Origin of the sequence: Paracidovorax citrulli (genome assembly GCF_900100305.1) — a bacterium.
In the GTDB taxonomy this organism is placed as follows: domain Bacteria; phylum Pseudomonadota; class Gammaproteobacteria; order Burkholderiales; family Burkholderiaceae_C; genus Paracidovorax; species Paracidovorax citrulli.
Map to the genome: position 1 here is coordinate 24,303 of NZ_FNEY01000002.1, position 18,230 is coordinate 42,532.

General features: G+C 70.4%; 17 protein-coding genes. 7 read left to right on the plus strand and 10 right to left on the minus strand.

What is annotated here, in order from left to right; all coding sequences use genetic code 11:
- The first annotated feature begins 11 nt into the window (after positions 1 to 11).
- The 4 genes from BLR99_RS01410 (at position 12) to BLR99_RS01425 (ending at position 4,802) form a co-directional block, all read left to right on the plus strand.
- The gene (locus BLR99_RS01410; protein ID WP_011793928.1) at positions 12 to 1,223 is read left to right on the plus strand and encodes a M20 aminoacylase family protein; all 1,212 of its coding nucleotides are present in this window, start codon (positions 12 to 14) and stop codon (positions 1,221 to 1,223) included.
- 166 nt (positions 1,224 to 1,389) lie between these two features.
- A complete protein-coding gene (locus BLR99_RS01415; RefSeq protein ID WP_011793929.1) occupies positions 1,390 to 2,493 on the plus strand; it encodes a M14 family metallopeptidase in 1,104 nt (367 codons plus the stop codon).
- A gap of 210 nt (positions 2,494 to 2,703) precedes the next feature.
- Positions 2,704 to 4,497 (plus strand): methyl-accepting chemotaxis protein, encoded by a 1,794-nt coding sequence (locus BLR99_RS01420; RefSeq protein WP_046060395.1) that lies wholly within the window; start codon positions 2,704 to 2,706, stop codon positions 4,495 to 4,497.
- A gap of 50 nt (positions 4,498 to 4,547) precedes the next feature.
- Entirely contained in the window at positions 4,548 to 4,802 is a 255-nt protein-coding gene (locus BLR99_RS01425; RefSeq protein ID WP_011793931.1) for an acyl-CoA-binding protein, read from the plus strand.
- Positions 4,803 to 4,836: 34 nt separating this feature from the next.
- Here BLR99_RS01425 and BLR99_RS01430 read toward each other — a convergent pair whose 3' ends face one another.
- Positions 4,837 to 5,985: an aminopeptidase gene (locus BLR99_RS01430; protein WP_041827780.1), complete on the minus strand. Its 1,149-nt coding sequence runs from the start codon at positions 5,983 to 5,985 to the stop codon at positions 4,837 to 4,839.
- A 103-nt stretch (positions 5,986 to 6,088) separates the two neighbouring features.
- Between BLR99_RS01430 and BLR99_RS01435 the strand changes: the two genes are divergently transcribed.
- Complete coding sequence (locus BLR99_RS01435) at positions 6,089 to 6,796, plus strand: DNA-3-methyladenine glycosylase I (RefSeq protein ID WP_011793933.1); 708 nt, start codon at positions 6,089 to 6,091, stop codon at positions 6,794 to 6,796.
- Positions 6,797 to 6,880: 84 nt separating this feature from the next.
- Here the strand turns inward: BLR99_RS01435 and BLR99_RS22980 are convergent, their stop codons facing one another.
- Positions 6,881 to 7,051, minus strand: coding sequence for a hypothetical protein (locus tag BLR99_RS22980; RefSeq protein ID WP_011793934.1), 171 nt, complete (start codon positions 7,049 to 7,051; stop codon positions 6,881 to 6,883).
- 135 nt (positions 7,052 to 7,186) lie between these two features.
- On the opposite strand from BLR99_RS22980, the gene BLR99_RS01440 reads away from it, so the two are divergent.
- Both BLR99_RS01440 and BLR99_RS01445 read left to right on the plus strand, forming a co-directional pair.
- Entirely contained in the window at positions 7,187 to 8,473 is a 1,287-nt protein-coding gene (locus tag BLR99_RS01440; protein WP_048857617.1) for a class I SAM-dependent methyltransferase, read from the plus strand.
- Positions 8,474 to 8,510: 37 nt separating this feature from the next.
- Positions 8,511 to 8,846: a DUF1840 domain-containing protein gene (locus tag BLR99_RS01445; protein ID WP_011793936.1), complete on the plus strand. Its 336-nt coding sequence runs from the start codon at positions 8,511 to 8,513 to the stop codon at positions 8,844 to 8,846.
- A gap of 31 nt (positions 8,847 to 8,877) precedes the next feature.
- Here BLR99_RS01445 and BLR99_RS01450 read toward each other — a convergent pair whose 3' ends face one another.
- The 8 genes from BLR99_RS01450 to BLR99_RS01485 all read right to left on the minus strand — a co-directional run bounded on the left by BLR99_RS01450 (position 8,878) and on the right by BLR99_RS01485 (position 18,216).
- On the minus strand, positions 8,878 to 9,900 hold the full coding sequence (locus BLR99_RS01450; protein WP_048857622.1) for a Bug family tripartite tricarboxylate transporter substrate binding protein: 1,023 nt from the start codon (positions 9,898 to 9,900) through the stop codon (positions 8,878 to 8,880).
- A 287-nt stretch (positions 9,901 to 10,187) separates the two neighbouring features.
- Positions 10,188 to 11,180 carry a tripartite tricarboxylate transporter substrate-binding protein gene (locus BLR99_RS01455; protein ID WP_011793938.1) on the minus strand — a complete coding sequence of 331 codons (993 nt, stop codon included), beginning with the start codon at positions 11,178 to 11,180 and terminating at the stop codon, positions 10,188 to 10,190.
- A gap of 192 nt (positions 11,181 to 11,372) precedes the next feature.
- Positions 11,373 to 12,620: a phenylacetate--CoA ligase family protein gene (locus tag BLR99_RS01460; RefSeq protein ID WP_041827782.1), complete on the minus strand. Its 1,248-nt coding sequence runs from the start codon at positions 12,618 to 12,620 to the stop codon at positions 11,373 to 11,375.
- 271 nt (positions 12,621 to 12,891) lie between these two features.
- Complete coding sequence (locus BLR99_RS01465; protein WP_017439314.1) at positions 12,892 to 13,716, minus strand: ABC transporter ATP-binding protein; 825 nt, start codon at positions 13,714 to 13,716, stop codon at positions 12,892 to 12,894.
- A gap of 271 nt (positions 13,717 to 13,987) precedes the next feature.
- Complete coding sequence (locus BLR99_RS01470) at positions 13,988 to 15,310, minus strand: ABC transporter substrate-binding protein (protein WP_048857616.1); 1,323 nt, start codon at positions 15,308 to 15,310, stop codon at positions 13,988 to 13,990.
- Between the two features lie 70 nt (positions 15,311 to 15,380).
- Entirely contained in the window at positions 15,381 to 16,445 is a 1,065-nt protein-coding gene (locus tag BLR99_RS01475; RefSeq protein WP_011793942.1) for a branched-chain amino acid ABC transporter permease, read from the minus strand.
- 22 nt (positions 16,446 to 16,467) lie between these two features.
- On the minus strand, positions 16,468 to 17,397 hold the full coding sequence (locus tag BLR99_RS01480) for a branched-chain amino acid ABC transporter permease (RefSeq protein ID WP_011793943.1): 930 nt from the start codon (positions 17,395 to 17,397) through the stop codon (positions 16,468 to 16,470).
- Positions 17,398 to 17,424: 27 nt separating this feature from the next.
- Complete coding sequence (locus tag BLR99_RS01485) at positions 17,425 to 18,216, minus strand: ABC transporter ATP-binding protein (protein ID WP_011793944.1); 792 nt, start codon at positions 18,214 to 18,216, stop codon at positions 17,425 to 17,427.
- Positions 18,217 to 18,230 lie beyond the last annotated feature (14 nt).

Consider the following 18,230-nt stretch of genomic DNA (forward strand, 5'->3'; position numbering starts at 1 on the left):
AAGCATCCATTATGAAACTCATCGACTCCATCGTCACCGAGGCGGCAGGCATCGCCGCCGTGCGCCGCGACATCCACGCGCATCCCGAACTGTGCTTCGAGGAAGTGCGCACGGCCGACATCGTGGCCGCCAAGCTCGCCGAGTGGGGCATTCCGGTCCACCGGGGGCTGGGCAAGACGGGCGTCGTGGGCATCGTGCACGGCCGCGACGGCGGCGCCTCGGGCCGCGCGGTGGGCCTGCGCGCCGACATGGACGCGCTGCCCATCACCGAATTCAACACCTTCTCGCACGCCAGCACCCACCCCGGCAAGATGCACGCCTGCGGCCACGACGGCCACACGGCCATGCTGCTCGGCGCGGCCCAGCATTTCGCGAAGCACCGCGACTTCGACGGCACCGTGTACCTGATCTTCCAGCCGGCGGAAGAGGGCGGCGGCGGCGCGCGCGTGATGATCGAGGACGGCCTGTTCACCCAATTCCCGGTGGAGGCCGTGTTCGGCATGCACAACTGGCCCGGCATGCGCGCCGGCCAGTTCGCGGTCAGCCCCGGCCCGGTCATGGCCTCGTCCAACGAATTCAGGATCGTCATCCGCGGCAAGGGCAGCCATGCCGCCATGCCGCACATGGGCATCGACCCGGTGCCCGTGGCCTGCCAGATGGTGCAGGCGTTCCAGAACATCATCAGCCGCAACAAGAAGCCGGTCGATGCCGGCGTGATCTCGGTCACCATGATCCACACCGGCGAGGCCACCAACGTGGTGCCCGACAGCTGCGAACTGCAGGGCACGGTGCGCACCTTCACGCTGGAAGTGCTCGACATGATCGAGCGCCGCATGCGGCAGGTGGCCGAGCACACCTGCGCCGCCCACGACGCGGTGTGCGAGTTCGAGTTCCACCGCAACTACCCACCGACCGTGAATTCGCCGGCCGAGGCCGCGTTCGCGCGCCGCGTGATGGAGGGCATCGTGGGCGCGGAGCACGTCTCCCCGCAGGAGCCCACCATGGGCGCGGAGGATTTCGCGTTCATGCTGCAGGCCAGGCCCGGCGCCTACTGCTTCATCGGCAACGGCGAAGGCACGCACCGCGAGATGGGCCATGGCGGCGGCCCCTGCACGCTGCACAACCCGAGCTACGACTTCAACGACGACCTGCTCCCGCTGGGCGCCACCTACTGGGTGGAACTGGCCCGGCAGTGGCTGTCGTCGCCGCGGCCCGCCGCCTGACGCCGGGCGCGCCGCGGCCTGCATGCCGGGCCGTGGCGCACCTTCCGGCCGCTTCCTGTCCCTTCCCTTTCCGCTCCCCTTCCCGCCGGCACTGCGGGCCGGGCCTGCGCGTTCCGGCTCCTGCAGCCTCACGCCGTCTGACGTAATTCCCCAGGAATCTCCCAGGATGATCGCCCCCGCGCACGCGTTTTCCTCCACCTATGCGCGGGCCCGCGCACAGTTCCTCGACGCGGCGGCCGCGGCCGGCCTCGCGGTGGAGTCGCATCCGCATCCGCTGCCGGGCCGCGAAGGCGAGCCGCTGGCGATGGACGTGGTGCGCGACGGCCCCGCAGATGCGCACCGCCTGCTCATCCTGAGCAGCGCCTGCCATGGCGTGGAAGGCCATTGCGGCAGCGGGGTGCAGGTGTTCGCGCTGCACGACGCGGCGTGGCGCGCGCGGGCCCGGGATGCGGGGCTGGCGGTGCTCTACATCCACGGGCTGAACCCGCACGGCTTCTCGCACACGCGCCGCGCCACGCACGAGAACGTGGACCTGAACCGCAATTTCCAGGATTTCGGCCGGCCCTTGCCGGTCAACGAGGCCTACCGCGATGTCGCGCCGCTGCTGCTGCCCGCGCAGTGGCCTCCGTCGCCCGAGAACGAGCGCGCCGTGGCCGCGTTCATCGCCGAGCGCGGCGAGGCGGCGTGGCAGGCGGCCGTCACCGGGGGGCAGCACGAGTTCCCGGACGGGCTGTTCTTCGGCGGCACCGCGCCCACCTGGAGCAACCTCACCCTGCGACGGATACTGCGCACGCAAGGCGCGGCCGCGCGGCACATCGCCTGGATCGACCTGCACACGGGCCTCGGGCCCGGCGGCCATGGCGAGCGCATCTACGCGGGCCGCGACGATGCCGCCGCCATCGCGCGCGCGCGGGCGTGGTGGGGCGGCGACGGCGCGACGCCGGTCACGTCGATCTACGACGGCTCGTCCAGCTCGGCCTTTCTGACCGGGCTCATGTGGAACAGCGCGTACGACGAGTGCCCGCAGGCCGAGGTGACCGGCATCGCGCTCGAATACGGCACCGTGCCCATCCTGGAGGTGCTGCAGGCCCTGCGCGCCGACCATTGGCTGCGCCTGCATCCCGAGGCGCCCGTCGCCCAGGCGGAGGCGATCCGGCGTCAGGTGCTGGCCGCGTTCTACACCGACACGCCCGGGTGGAAGGTGCGCATCGTCGAGCAGGCGCGCGAGGCGCTGCTGCAGGCCGCCGACGGCCTGGCCGGCCGCCCCTGACGGCCGCGCGGCCCCGTCCTGCCGGAAGAGCGCGGCGCGGCCCTGCGGAGACTTCCGCGACGCGCGCCTGCCGCCATGGCGCGCGTGCCCCCTGGTTTTTTCGCGAATTCCCGCAAACAATGTCGCGACACACCACATCGGCAGTGACCGCGGCGGGAGAGGGCGCCCCGGACCAGCACACGGCCGTTCACCGTGAAGGGAGGAGCACCCATGGAAGGGCAAGCAACAGGCCGCTGGACGATGGCGCGGCGCTTGATGGCGATCAACACGCTCATCTTCGTGCTGCTGGCGGTCTCGGCCGTCTCGATCTGGACCATGATGGAGCGGCTCAGCCGCGATGCCGAGATCGTGCGCGCCTACAACGTTCCCCAGCTGCAGCGCATCGCCGAGCTGGAACTGAACGTCACGCGGGTCTCGCTGCAACTGCGGCACGCCATCCTTTCGCGCACGCCCGAAGAGCTCAACGCCACCCTGGCGGACATCGCGGAAAAGCGCGCCCTGCTGCAGAAGACGCTGAAGGACTTCGGAGACAACATGATCTCCGACGACGGCCGCCAGGCCTATGCCCCGATCCCGGCGCTCATGGACGAGTTCTGGGCCACCGGCACCGACAACATCCGGCTCATCCAGGCCGGCCGCAGGGATGAAGCGTTCGCCATGCTCGTGGACCGCACCATTCCCGCGCGCAACCGCCTGTCCGAGCGCATCAACGACGTGCAGGAACTCGCCGACACCGACCGCGACCTCGCCACGATCGCGGTGCTGGTCGTGGTGGCCTGCCTCGCCGGGCTGAGCTGGTACCTGCGCTCGGTCGTGCGCGAACTGGGCGCGGACCCGCCCGATCTCAAGCGCGTGGCGCTGGCCGTGGCGGGGGGCGACCTGGCCGTGGACGTGCCGGTGCGCGCGCGGGACGGCGCCAGCGTCATGGCCGGCCTGGGCTCGATGCGCGACCGGCTCGCGGCCGTGGTGACCACCGTGCGGTCCAGTTCGGAGAGCGTCTCTTCCGCCAGCCGCGAGATCGCGGCGGGCAACCACGACCTGTCCGCACGCACCGAGCGGCAGGCCTCCGCGCTGCAGCAGACCGCCGCGTCCATGGAAGAACTCGGCTCGACCGTGCGCCGCAACGCCGACAGCGCGCGCCGCGCCAACGAACTGGCCCAGGCCGCCTCCAGCGTGGCGGCCGATGGCGGCACCGTCGTCGCGCAGGTGGTGGACACCATGAAGGAGATCCAGGACAGCAGCCGGCAGATCGGCGACATCATCGGCGTGATCGACGGCATCGCCTTCCAGACCAACATCCTCGCGCTGAACGCGGCGGTGGAGGCCGCACGCGCCGGCGAGCAGGGCCGCGGATTCGCCGTGGTGGCGGCCGAGGTGCGCACCCTCGCGCAGCGCAGCGCCACGGCGGCCAGGGAGATCAAGGAGCTCATCACCGGCAGCGTCGAGCGCGTGGGCCGCGGCAGCGGGCTCGTGGACCGGGCGGGAGCCACCATGACGGAGGTCGTCGCCTCGATCCGCCGCGCCACCGACCTGATGGGCGAGATCAGCGCCTCCAGCGCCGAGCAGAGCCAGGGCGTGGACCAGATCGCCGAAGCCATCACCCACGTGGACCAGGCCACGCAGCAGAACGCCGCCCTGGTGGAGCAGATGGCCGCGGCGGCCAGCAGCCTGAGCACCCAGGCCGCCGAGCTGGTGCGCGCCGTGGAGGTGTTCCAGCTGGGGCGCCCGCCAGCCGCCGCTGCGGTCCATGCACCGCACGCCGCACCGCACGCCGCAGCGCCGGCAGCTTCCGCCCATGCCGCGCCGGCCGAGCCCCGCCGTCCGGCAGCGGTGCCGGCGCCGTCCGCCGCGCGGGCCGCGCATCCGCCACGGCCCGTGCCGTCCCTGCCCGGCCGGAAGGGGGGAACGCCGCCGGCCGCCTCCACCCCTGCGGCGCCCGCCGCCCGTTCCGCACCGGCCGCCTCTCCCGCCGCGGCAGGGGCGGACGACTGGGAAATGTTCTGACGCGGCCGTCTAAGATATTCCTTCCATCCCACCCGGAGACACGCTTTCCCATGTCCGACCTGAACGCCGCCTTCGAAGCCGCCGTGGCCCAGTCCAAGAACCTCAGCGAGCGCCCCGACAACCCGACGCTGCTCAAGATCTATGCGCTCTACAAGCAGGCCACCGCGGGCGACAACGCGGAGGCCCGCCCCAGCTTCTCCGACGTCGTGGGCCGCGCCAAGTGGGATGCCTGGACCAAGCTCAAGGGCACGGACGGCGACGCCGCGAAGCAGCAGTACATCGACCTGATCGAATCCCTGAGCTGACCGCCGGCTGCCGCCGCGCGGCGGCAGCCCCGCTTCAATCCGCGGCCCGCGGGGGGCCGGAGACCCCGGGCGCCGGCAGCGCGGCGCGCAGCTCCCGCAGCCGCTCGTCCGGCGGCAGCGCGGCCAGCCGGCGCACGGCCCGGTAGAACCGCGGCCACTCGCCCCCCTCGCGTTGGAACAGCGCCTCGAAGGCGGGCACGAGTTCGTCATAGGCGGCCTGCGCCCCGAAGGCCGCGTTGTTGGCTTCGGCCACCCAGCGGTCGTATCCCGCGATCTGCGCGGGCTGCGTGCCCTGCGCCAGCCAGCCGGCACGCAGCCCGGCGTACCGGGCTCGAAACTGTTCCATCGCCTCGCGCTTGTGTTCCTGCAGCCCGGGCTGGCCCGCTTCCCGTGCGTACAGGTCCGCCAGCCGCTCGCGCGTGGCGCGGGCCAGGCCCCGGAACGCGGCGCGCCGTTCCTCGCCCAGCGCGTATTCGGCCCGGGCCTGCGGCGTGGCCCGCTCGGCGAGCCAGCGGGCCACGCCGAGCCGCTCCACCGCCGTGGCGAAGGATTCGTTGAACGTCGTGTCGCCGTTGGCATACACCACCTGGTGGGCCAGTTCGTGGAACAGCAGCCGCACGAAATCCCCTTCGGGCCAGCCGATGAAGGTATTGAGCAGCGGGTCCCCGCCCAGCCAGTTGGTGTAGCCCAGCGTGGAATAGGCGGGCACGCCGTACACGGCCGTCTCCAGCCCGTCGGCGGCGAGGCGCGCGGCTTCGGCGCGCGCGTCGCCTTCCGCGAAATAGCCCCGGTAGCCGATGCAGCCCGTGACGGGAAAGCACCAGGTGTGCAGCGTGAGCGAATCGGGCGGCGCGGCCACCACGTTCCAGACGGCGGCGCGGCGGCCCAGGTCGGCATAGCGGCGGTAGCTGGCGTTGTCGGGCAGGTGCAGTTCGGTGACCGCGAACGCCCGGGCCTTTCGCGCGAGCTCCAGCCGGGCCCGCAATGGCGCGGCGGTGTCCGGCCGCGCGATCCAGTCGTCCACCGGCTCCGCGGCCCGCATGATCTGCAGGTGGCCGCGCACCGATTGCCAGTAGTAGCCGAGCGTGTCGCCGGTATGGGCGCAGCCCGCGAGCAGGGCGCCTGCGAGGCCGGCGGCCGCGAGGCGCGCAGTGCGGGCAAGGGGTCGGATCCGGGAGGTCATGGGCAGGTCGGCGGGCGTGGAGGCGGGCGTGGGCAGGGCATGGGGCGGCACGCAGGAGCACGGTGGAGTGTACGGAGCGGCGGCCGGTTCCTAGAATGCCGCCATGCCCCATGACCCCATGCCGCCCGCGGCCGAACCGGCGCCCGCCGCGCCCGCCGCTCCCGAGCTGCCCGAAGGACTGTTCGCGGATGCCCCGGGCGAGCCCGCGCGCTGCTTCTGGTGCCGCGCCACGCCGCTCTACCGCCACTACCACGACCATGAATGGGGCTTCCCGGTCAGCGACGACCGGCGCCTGTTCGAAAAGCTCTGCCTGGAGGGCTTCCAGGCGGGCCTGAGCTGGATCACCATCCTCAACAAGCGGGAGGCGTTCCGCGCGGGATTCGCGAACTTCGATGCCGAGCGCATGGCGGATTTCGGGGAGGCCGAGGTGGCGCGCCTGCTGGCCGACCCGGGCATCGTGCGCCACCGCGGCAAGATCGAGTCGGCCATCCGCAATGCGCGCCGCGTGCTGGAGCTGCGGCGCGAATTCGGCAGCCTGGCGCACTATGTGTGGCGCTTCGCGCCGGCCGCCGCCGAGGGACGCCCGGAGCGGCTCACGCTGGCGGCCGCCAGGTCGCTCACCACCGCGCCGGCCGCCGTGGCCCTGTCGAAGGACCTGAAGAAGCGCGGCTTCGGCTTCGTCGGGCCGACCACGATGTACGCCTTCATGCAGGCCATGGGCCTGGTCAACGACCACATCGAGGGCTGCGCCACGCGCGAGGCGGCCCTGGCCGCGCGCGCCGCGTTCCAGGTGCCCGGGCCCGCGCGCTGAACGGCCCCACGCAAAAAAGCCCTCGCGCAGGAGGGCTTCGGGGCGCAGGGCGGCCGCACGGGGCGCCGCCGCTGGAAAGGGGGCTCAGCCGCCCTTCTTGGAGCGCTTGCCGGGGTTCTTCTTGCTGCGCGTGGCGACGCCGCGCTCCAGGCTCACGCGCTGGCCGCGGCCACCCGTGGGCAGGGACATGCCGGGCAGCGGCTTCGGTTGGGGGGTGCGCTTGCGGTCGGCTTCGGTAACGATCTTGTTGCCCATGGTGTGAGACTCCTGCTGGAACGTGCTGTGAAAACCCTCTATTAAGCCATAGACGGGCCGCAGGGCCTTCTGGCGGCCAGGTTTGTAAGACAGTTGCCATTGACGCTCGCCGGGGTCGGTCCAACAATCCTCCCCATGAATCCCCTGCTGCGCGTCCTGGAAGAGCGGCTGGCCGCGTCGCCGGTCGGGCTCGCGCTGGAGCTGCCCGGGGGCGAGCGGCTGGGCGTGCGCGACGCGCGCGTGGTGCTGCGCTTTCGGGACGCGATGGCGCTCGCTGCCCTGGCGCGGGGCAAGGTGGGCGACGTGGGCGCGGCCATCGTGGAGGGCCGCGTGGCCATGGAAGGGCGCGTGCGCGACCTGATGGCCGCGGCGGGCGCCTTGCTGCGGGGTGATCCGGCGCACGGGTCGTCCAACTGGGCTGCCGCGCTGGCACACCGGATCCGCTCCTACCGCCTGCATACGCTGGGCCGGGACGCGCGGCAGATCCAGTTCCACTACGACCTCTCCGACCGCTTCTATGCGCTGTGGCTCGATCCGCGCCGCGTGTATTCCTGCGCCTACTACCGCGACGCGGGCATGGCCCTCGCCCAGGCGCAGGAGGCCAAGCTGGACCACATCTGCCGCAAGCTGCGCCTCGCACCCGGCGACCGCTTCCTGGACATCGGCGCGGGCTGGGGCGGGCTGCTGCTCTGGGCGGCGGAGCACTACGGCGTGGAAGGCACCGGCATCACGCTCTCGCGCAACCAGCATGCGCATGTGACGCGGCTCATCGAGGAGAAGGGCCTGTCGGGCCGGGTGCGCATGCTGCTGTGCGACTACCGCGACCTGCCGCGCACCGAAGAGCGGCCTTTCGACAGGATCGCCTCCGTGGGCATGTTCGAGCACGTGGGGCGCGCGCGCCTGCCGGAGTATTTCGCCTGCGTGCACGGCCTGCTGCGCCCCGGCGGGCTGCTGCTCAACCACGGCATCACCGCGGGCGGCGTGGACAACGACCAGCTCGGCGCAGGGATGGGCGACTTCATCGAGAAATACATCTTTCCCGGCGGCGAACTGGTGCACGTGGGCGCGGTGCTGCACGACATGGCCGGCGCCGGCCTGGAGATGGTCGATACCGAGAACCTGTGCCCCCATTACGCGCGCACGCTCTGGGCCTGGTCTGACGCGCTGGAGGCGCGCCTGGCCGAGGCCGAGGCCATCCTGTCGGAAGAGGCCGGCGCCGACCGCGGCGCCAGGGCGCTGCGCGCCTACCGCCTGTACCTTGCCGGCAGCGCCATGGGTTTCGAGCGCGGATGGATGGCGCTGCACCAGATGCTCGCCATCCGGCCCGACGGCCGCACCGATTCCGGCCCCATGCCGGGCGCGCAGTCCGACTACCCTTTCCAGCGCGGCTACATGTACGAGGGGCTGCCGCGCGCTGGCTGACCCTGCCCCGCCTTCTTCCCTGTCCCCTTCCTGATCCATGCTCTACAAATTCAAGTCCCGGGCCACGGCCGACATCATCATGCTGCAGGCCCACGGCCGCCAGATCCTGCAGGCGATCGGCAAGTCTCCCGACGATGCGCACGGCATCATCACGGCCGAGCAGATCCCCGCGGCCATCCAGTCGCTGGAGGCCGCGGTGGCCGCGGACGAGGCCCGCCGTGCCGAGAGCGGCGAGGCGCAGGACGGCGCGGCCGCCGAAGGCCGCGAGGAGCGGGGCGACCCCGCCGAGGCGGTGCGCCTGCGCCAGCGCGCGGCCCCCTTCATCGACATGCTGCGCCGCAGCGCCGCCGAAGGCCGCGAGGTCACCTGGTAGCGCCCCGGCGAGCGCCCGGTAGCGCCGCGGCTCAGTCCACCTTGGCGCCCGAGGCCTGCACCACGCGGGCCCACTTGGCATGCTCGGCCTGGATGTGCCGCGCGAACTCCGCCGGCGTGTTGCCGCCGGGAATGGCGCCCTGCGCCAGCATGCGCTCCTTCACCGCGGGCGTTGCCAGTGCCTTGGCGGTTTCCTGCTGGATGCGGTTCACGATGTCGGCGGGCGTGTCCGCCGGAGCCAGCAGGCCGAACCACGAGCTGGCCTCGTAGCCCTTGAGCGCCGGGCCGCCGGCCTCTTCCACGGTGGGCACGTCCGGCAGCGCCGGGGAGCGGGTCGCGCTGGTCACCGCCAGCGCCTTGAGCTTGCCTGCCTTGATCTGCGCCATGGAAGAGGGCAGGTTGTCGAACATCACGTCCATGTTGCCGCCCACCATGTCCAGCAGGGCCGGGCCCGAGCCACGGTACGGCATGTGCAGCATGTAGGTGCCGGTCATGCTCTTGAACAGTTCGCCCGCGAGGTGGATGGAGGTGCCGTTGCCGCTGGAGGCCATGTTGAGCTGCCCGGGGTGGGCCTTGGCGTGGCGGATGAAGTCCTGCACGGTCGATATGCCCTGCGCGCGCGCCTTCTCGGCGTTGACCTCCATCACGTTCGGCACCGCGGCCACCAGCGTGATCGGCACGAAGTCCTTGATGGGGTCGTAGGGCAGCCTGCCGTAGAGCGCGCGGTTGATGCCGTGCGTGCCCACGGTGCCCATGAGCAGCGTGTAGCCGTCGGCCGGCGACCTGGCGACGATCTCCGCGCCGATGTTGCCGCCCGCGCCCGCGCGGTTGTCCACCACGAACTGCTGGCCGAAGGCACGGCTCAGTTCGGGCGCGACGGCCCGCGCGAGGATGTCGGTGGTGCCGCCCGGGGCGAAGGGCACGACGATGCGCACGGGCTTGGACGGCCACGTGTCGGCGCGCGCGGGGGCCTGCCAGGCCGCGAGCGCGGCGCCCGCGAGCAGCGCGCAGCCCAGGGCGATGGTGCGGCGGCGGCGCACGGCGGCATCCCCCATCGCAGCCTTGGCGAAGGCGCGGGTCTGGCGGGAGGTCGATGCTTCGGCGGGCAGGGGCATGGTAGAGGGCCTTTCGGAAACCGTGGATCGGAGGCCCCGCCGTGCGGGGCCGTATGTCCCCGTTGTAGGCGGGCCCGCCGCGCCATGGCAGATGGATAACCCGTAGCGCCGTGGAACGCATGCACGCCGTGCGCTCCACTGCCTTCGCGGGCCGCCATGAAAAACGCCCCGGGGCGCGCAGCCGCGGGGCGCAGGAGTGCGGACGGCCGGCCCGGCGGGCCGATCTTTCAGTCCGCGTAGGTGCCGGCGGCCTTGATGATCGGGCCCCACTTGTTGATCTCGGCCTGCACGAACTTCTTGTGCTCGGCGGGCTCGACGCGCTGGTCGGCGGCCACCACGGCGCCCAGGCCTTCCTGCTTCTTGATGAAGTCGGGGTCCTTCAGGGCGGCCTTGAGGGCACCGTTGAGCTTGGCGACCACCTCGGCGGGCGTGCCCTTGGGCGCGTAGAGGCCGTGCCAGATGGTGACCTGGAAGTCCTTCAGGCCGGACTCGGCCAGCGTGGGCAGGTCCTTGAGCGAAGGCGTGGAGAGGCGCTTGTCGGTGGTGACCGCATAGGCCTTGACCTTCTTGGCCTCGATCTGCGAGGTGGTGTTGGTCGTCTGGTCGCACAGCAGGTCGATCTGGCCGCCGATCAGGTCGGTGATGGCGGGTGCCGTGCCCTTGTAGGCCACGGTGGTCATCTCGACCTTGAGCGCGTTCTGGTAGAGCAGGCCGCACAGGTGCGAGGCGGCGCCCAGGCCGGCGTGGCCCAGGTTGATCTTGCCCTTGTTCTGGCCGATCCAGGTGGAGAGTTCCTGGTAGTTGTTGGCGGGCAGCGAGGGGCGGCCGATGAGCGTCATGGGCACGTCGTTCACGATGCCCAGGTACTCGAAGTCGGTGGACACGTTGAACGGCAGCTTGCGGTAGAGCGCCGGCATCGTGGCCATGGCGATGTGGTTGAGCAGCAGCGTGTAGCCGTCGGGGTTGGCGCGCGCCACCTTGGCGGTGCCGATGCTGCTGCCGGCGCCGGCGGCGTTGTCGATCACCACGCTCACTCCGCCCAGCGGCTTGCGCATGGCCTCGGCCAGGTCGCGCGCCACGCGGTCGGTGGGACCGCCAGCCGCGAAGGGCACGACGATGGTCACCGTCTTGTCCTTGGAGGGAAAGGCCTGCTGGGCCTGGACGCCGAAAACGGCGGCGACTGCGGCGGCCAGCATTGCGGTCTTGAACAGGGATTTCATGGTGCTCCTTACGTGAAGAGGCGCCATGATAGTCATCGGCTTTCGGCGCTACATCAAGGTAATCACTGAGGCCCGGGAATGCAGGGTTTTCAGTTTTTTTGCGCTGGGTCCATTGACTTGAATGGATTCGTTGCTATGGAAATAGGAGTGTAAGCCCCATGCAATCCAGCTGTGGCATGCGTGCTCCCGCGGTCACCGGTAGCTGCGCGCATCCTCGATCACGCGGCCGTCGTTGGGCAGGCTCCCCGGCGGCAGCATCTCCACCTCGGCGCGCAGCTTGGTGACCTCGCGCACCGCGGCCGCCAGCTGGTCGGCCAGCCCGCCGGCGGTCTCCGGCGTTTCCACGCGCAGCACCAGGGTGTCGCTGGCCATCTCGCCGCCCACGACGAGGCGCGCGCGCCCCACCTGCGGGAAGCGCCGCGCCACCTCGGCCACCTGGCCGGGGTGCACGAACATGCCGCGCACCTTGGTGGTCTGGTCGGCCCGGCCCATCCAGCCGCGGATGCGGCGGTTCGTGCGGCCGGTGGGACAGGGGCCGGGCAGCACGGCCGACAGGTCGCCCGTGCCGAAGCGCACCAGGGGGTAGTCGGGGTTGAGCGTGGTCACCACCACTTCGCCCACCTCGCCGTCGGGCACCGGGTCGCCGGTGCCGGGCCGCACGATCTCCACGATCACGTCCTCGCCCAGTACCAGGCCCTCGCGGGCGCGGGTCTCGTAGGCGATCAGGCCCAGGTCCGCCGTGGCATAGCACTGGTAGGCCGCGACGCCGCGCCCGGCGAACCAGTCGCGCAGCGAGGGCGGCAGCGCCTCGCCCGACACCAGCGCCTTGCCCAGGTGCGGCAGTGCCGTGCCCGTCTCCGCCGCCTTCTCCAGCAGGATGCGCAGGAAGCTCGGCGTGCCGATATAGCCCGCGGGGCGCAGCTCGGCCATGGCCTGCACCTGCTGCTCCGTCTGCCCCGTGCCGCCCGCGAACACCGTGCAGCCCAGGGCCTGCGCCCCGCCTTCCATCATGGCGCCCGCGGGCACGAAGTGGTAGCTGAAGCAGTTGTGGACCAGCTCGCCGGGCCGGAATCCCGCGGCATGGATCGCGCGCGCCATGCGCCAATAGTCCGCCCGCCGGCCTTCCGGCTCGTAGAGCGTGCCCGGGCTCGCGAACACGCGCGGCATCGCCGGGCCGAATGCCAGCGCGCTGAAGCCCCCGAACGGGTTCGCGGCGCGGCCCGCCTGCTGCCGCTCCAGCAGCTCGTGCTTGCGCGTCACCGGCAGGGCGGCCAGCGCGTCCCGGCTGGTCACGGCCCGCGGATCCACCCCCGCCAGGATCTCGCCGAAAGCCGCCGTGGCCGACCGCGCATGCGCCACCTGCGCCGGCAGCGCCGCCATCAGCGCAGCCTCGCGCTCCTCGGGCGCGCGGGTTTCGAGGGCGTCGTAGGAATCCATCATGCTCATGCCTTCATCCATGCGGTTGTGCAATCCATGTCGTAACCATCAGCGGCGGAACTATGTACATGTCCCCGCCACCCATATTTGCCTGTAGCTCATTGCCCATGAACAGGCGCAGCGCCACCTATCGAGAGGCCGCGGAGCAGGCCATGCCAGCAGACGCCGTGGAACCGGCTTCGCCGGGCCACTGGCGTCGTCCCCCTTCCCGGCGTGCGAAGCACGGCGAGAGAAGGGGGAAGGCGCGCAGCGCCACAGGGGGTAGTTCATCAGATCAGGCAAGCCACCGCTTGCGCCGCTTGTAGCTCTTCGCATCCTTGAAACTCTTGCGCTCGCCCCCGCCCATGCCCAGGTAGAACTCCTTCACGTCCTCGTTGTTGGCAAGGTCGGAAGCGGCGCCGTCCATCACCACGCGGCCGCTTTCGAGGATGTAGCCGTAGTCCGCGTACTTCAGCGCCATGTGCGTGTTCTGCTCGGCCAGCAGGAAGGTGACCTTCTCGCGCGTATTGAGGTCGCGCACGATGTGGAAGACCTCGTCCACGATCTGCGGCGCCAGGCCCATGGAGGGCTCGTCCAGCAGCACCATGCGCGGGTTGGCCATGAGCGCGCGGCCGATGGCGCACATCTGCTGCTCGCCGCCCGAGGTGTAGGCCGCCTGGCTGGTGCGCCGCGTCTTCAGGCGCGGGAAGTAGGCATACACCTTCTCCAGGTTGGCCGCGATCTCGCCGCGGTCGCGCCGCGTATAGGCGCCCGTGAGCAGGTTCTCCTCGATCGTGAGGTGGGCAAAACAGTGGCGGCCCTCCATCACCTGCACCACGCCGCGGTCCACCAGCGCAGCGGGAGACAGCCGCTCGATGCGCTCGCCGCGCAGCTCGATGCTGCCCTTCGTGACCTCCCCGCGCTCGCCCGCCAGCAGGTTGGAGACCGCGCGCAGCGTGGTCGTCTTGCCCGCGCCATTGCCGCCCAGAAGGGCCACGATGGCGCCCTCGGGCACGGAAAGCGACACGCCCTTGAGCACGAGGATCACATGGTGGTAGATCACCTCGATGCCGTTGACGACGAGCAGCGGTTCACTGGCGGATGGCGGGGCTGTGGTCATGGCTGGCTCCGTGGGCATGGGGTGAGTTGGCTGTGCGCTCCGAGGCGTGGCGCATAGTGGAGTGCGGCGCTGCCTTGGGCATGGGGTACGAGGGACACCGAGGAAGGGCCGCCCCGCACCGACGGTGTCGTCCCCCCTCCCGGAACGCGCAGCGGACCGAGAGAAGGGGCTGAGTGCCGCGGCTCCGAGCCTGCCTGCGCAGGCTTGGACGTGCACGAAGGGCAATCGCCTCTGGCGGCAGCGCGGAGCGGCGCAGCCGCTCAGGGGGGTGTTAGCTACAGTTCCTCGGCTTGATGTTCTTGTCCTTCGCGTACTTCGCCGCGTACTCCTTCACCAGCGGATCGATGTGCGTCTTGTCGGCCTGGTACCAGTCCGAAGCGAGGTTCCACTTGCCGCCGTCCCACTGCACGATGCGCGCCCAGTCGGTGCCCATGTGGTTCTGGCAGGAGGTCTTCACCGGGCGCATGATCTCGCCGAAGCCCAGGGCCTTGAGCTTGTCGGCCGTGAGGTCCAGGTTCTCGAAGCCCCAGCGCACCTGCTCGGGCGTGAGCACCTTGCCCTTGCCGTACTTCTCCTGCGCGGCGCGGATCGCCTCCACCTGCAGCATCGAGATCATCATCCCGCGCGTGTGCGCCAGCGTGCCCACGCCCGTGGGGGCACCCGTGCCCTGGCCCTTGTCATAGACGAACTTCTTCAGGTCGTCGTGCACCTTGTCCCTGGCGGCGCTGTTGTGGATGGTGATGGCGTTGTAGCCCTTGGCGCCCGCGCCGATGTCCTTCACGTCGTGGTCGGAGCCGGCCCACCAGATGCCGTAGATCTTCTCGCGCGGGTAGCCGCTGGCCTGCGCCTCGCGGATGCCGGCGGGCGTCATCACGCCGGCCGACCAGAAGAGCACGTAGTCGGGCCGCTGCTGGCGGATCTGCAGCCAGGTGGATTTCTGCTCCACGCCGGGCGGCGTGACGGGGAAGGTGGAGAGCGTGAAGCCGTCGGCCTCGGCGCGCTTTTGCAGCAGCGGGATCGGCTCCTTGCCGTACGGGCTGTCGTGATAGACCAGCGCGATCTTCTTGCCCTTGAGGCTGCCCTTTTCCTTCTTGGCGATGTCCTGCAGCATCACGTCGGCGGCGGTCCAGTAGGTGCCCAGCAGCGGGAAGTTCCACTCGAACACCGTGCCGTCGGCCGACTGCGAGAGGCCGTAGCCCGGGGTCTCCACCGGGATCTTGTCCACGAAGGCCTTGTCGGTCACCGCGAAGGTGATGCCGGTGGACTGCGTGTCGAAGCCGGAGGCGCCGCCGCCCTTGCCCTTGAGGCGTTCGTAGCACTCCACGCCCTTGGCCGCGTCGTAGGCCGTCTCGCATTCCTCGAACGAGAGCCTGACGCCGTTCACGCCGCCGTCGCGCGCGTTCACCAGCTTGAGGTAGTCCTGCTTGCCGTCCGCCCAGGGAATGCCGAGCGGCGCGAACTGCCCGGTGCGGTAGACGAGCAGCGGCACGAACTGCTCGCCCGCGGCCTGCGCCTGCGCGAGCGGCGCGGTGGCGAGCGCGGAGAGGCCGGCCGCGAGGACGGCGGCGATCGATGCGATCTTCCTGGGTTGCATGGCATGTCTCCTTGGGATGGTGGGCACTCGGGTGGTGCGTTGGGGAAAGCGTTGGGGGCGGTGGCGCCGGTCAGTGCGGGAACGGCCAGATGCGCAGCTTCTGCCGCGCGGTGGACCACAGCCGCGCGAGGCCGTGCGGCTCGACGATCAGGAAGAACACGATTAGCGCGCCGAAGATCATGTGCTCCAGGTGCGTGGCCGTGCCGGTGGACAGCGGCAGCCCCAGCCAGTGGGGCACGTAGTTCAGCAGCAGCGGCAGCAGCACGATGAAGGCCGCGCCGAAGAAGCTGCCCGCGATGGAGCCCAGCCCGCCGATGATCACCATGAACAGCAGCTGGAACGAGCGGTCGATGCCGAAGGCCGCGGGCTCCCACGAGCCCAGGTGCACGAAGCCCCAGAGGCCGCCGGCCACGCCGACGATGAAGCTGCTCACCGCGAACGCGCTGAGCTTGGCGTACACCGGGCGGATGCCGATCACGGCCGCGGCCACGTCCATGTCGCGCATGGCCATCCACTCGCGGCCCACGGCGCCGCGCACGAGGTTCTTGGCGAGCAGCGCGAACACCGCGACGAACCCCAGGCACAGCAGGTACTTCTGCACCGGCGTCTCGATGCCCAAGCCCAGGATCTGCAGGTGGCCCACGCTCACCGAGCCCGACGACGAATCGTTGGTGACCCACTTCACGCGGTTGGTGAACCAGTCGGTGAAGAACTGCGCGGCGAGCGTCGCCACCGCCAGGTAGAGCCCGCGGATGCGCAGGCTCGGGATGCCGAACAGCACGCCGAACACCGTGGCGCAGAGCCCGCCGCCCAGCAGCGCGAGCAGCAGCGGCATGCCATCGATGCGCACCTGCAGGTTGTAGGCCGCATAGGCACCCACGGCCATGAAGGCGCCCGTGCCCAGCGAGATCTGCCCGCAGTAGCCCACGAGGATGTTGAGCCCGATCGCCGCCAGCGACAGGATCAGGAACGGCACGGCGATGGCGCGGAAGAAATAGTCGCTGCCCACCAGCGGCACGCCGACGAAGGCCACCGCCAGCAGGGCGAGCAGGGCCCAGCGGTCCTGGGCGACGGGAAACAGCGCCAGGTCGGCCTGGTAGCTGGTCTTGAACTGGCCGTTTTCACGGTAGAACATGGTGCTTGCCTCCTTCTACCGGTTACACGCGGTCGATGATCTTGTCCCCAAACAACCCTTGCGGCCGGATGAGGAGGAAGCCCAGCGCGAGCACGTAGGCGAACCAGTTCTCGATGCCGCCGCCGAGGAACGGCCCGAGGTAGATCTCGGACACCTTCTCGCCCACGCCGATCAGCAGGCCGCCCACGATGGCGCCGGGCACCGAGGTGAGCCCGCCGAGGATCACCACCGGGAAGGCCTTGAGCGCCACGAGCGAGATGGAGAACTGCACACCCAGCTTGCTGCCCCAGATGATGCCGGCCACGAGCGCGACGATGCCGCCCACCGACCACACGATCACCCAGATGCGCGAGAGCGGGATGCCGATGGACTGCGCGGCCTGGTGGTCGTCCGCCACGGCGCGCAGCGCGCGGCCGGTGCGCGTCTTCTGGAAGAACAGCGAGAGCAGCGCCACGAGCGCGGCGGCCACCACGGCGGCGTAGAGGTCTTCCTTGGAGAGCAGCAGGCCGCCCTCGAAGACGTTCTCCAGCACGATCATCGGGTCCTTGGGCATGCCCACGTCGATCTTGTAGGTGCTGCTGCCGAAGATGAGCTGGCCCGCGCCGTCGAGGAAGTAGGTGATGCCCAGCGTGGCCATCAGCAGCGCGATCGGCTCCTGGTTCACGAGGTGGCGCAGCGCCAGCCGCTCCACCAGCCAGGCCACGCCCACCATGCACGCCACCGCCGCGCAGAAGGCCAGCACATTCGCGAGCAGCAGGCTGTCGAAGCCCAGCCAGCGCGGCAGCCATTCGGCGAAGCGCGCCATCGCGAGCGCCGCGAACAGCACCATCGCGCCCTGCGCGAAATTGAACACGCCCGAGGCCTTGAAGATCAGCACGAACCCCAGCGCCACCAGCGCATAGAGCATGCCGGCCATCAGGCCGCCGAACACCGTTTCGAGAAAGAAACCCATGGCGTATGCCTCCGATGTCCTGCGTGTCTAGTGGCCGGCGCCGAGGTAGGCGCGGATGACGTCTTCGTTCTCGCGCACCGCTTGCGGCGTGCCGTCGCCGATCTTCTTGCCGTAGTCCAGCACCACGACACGGTCGGAGATGTCCATCACCACGCCCATGTCGTGCTCGATCAGCACGATGGTGGTGCCGAACTCGTCGTTCACGTCGAGGATGAAGCGGCACATGTCCTGCTTCTCTTCCACGTTCATGCCCGCCATGGGCTCGTCGAGCAGCAGCACCTGCGGCTCCATGGCCAGGGCCCGTCCCAGGTCCACGCGCTTTTGCAGGCCGTAGGGCAATTGGCCCACGGGCGCCTTGCGCCAGGCCTGGATCTCCAGGAAATCGATGATGCGCTCGACCACTTCGCGGTGGCGGATCTCCTCGGCCACCGCCGGCCCCAGGCGCAGGGCCTGCATCAGCAGGTTGCTCCGGATCTTCAGGTTGCGGCCGGACATGATGTTGTCCAGCACGCTCATGCCCTTGAACAGCGCCAGGTTCTGGAAGGTGCGCGCCACGCCCATCTCGGCCACCTGGCGCGAATTCATGTGGGCGAAGGTCTTGCCCCGGAAGGTGATGGAACCTTCCTGCGGCGCATAGACGCCGTTGATGCAGTTGAGCATCGAGCTCTTGCCGGCGCCGTTCGGGCCGATGATGGAGCGGATCTCGTGCTCGCGCACGTCGAACGAGATGTCGGTGAGCGCCTTCACCCCGCCGAAGCGCAGGCTGATGTTGCGCACGTCGAGGATCACGTCGCCGGTCTTCTTGCTGGGAGTGGTCATGGCGTTGTACGTTG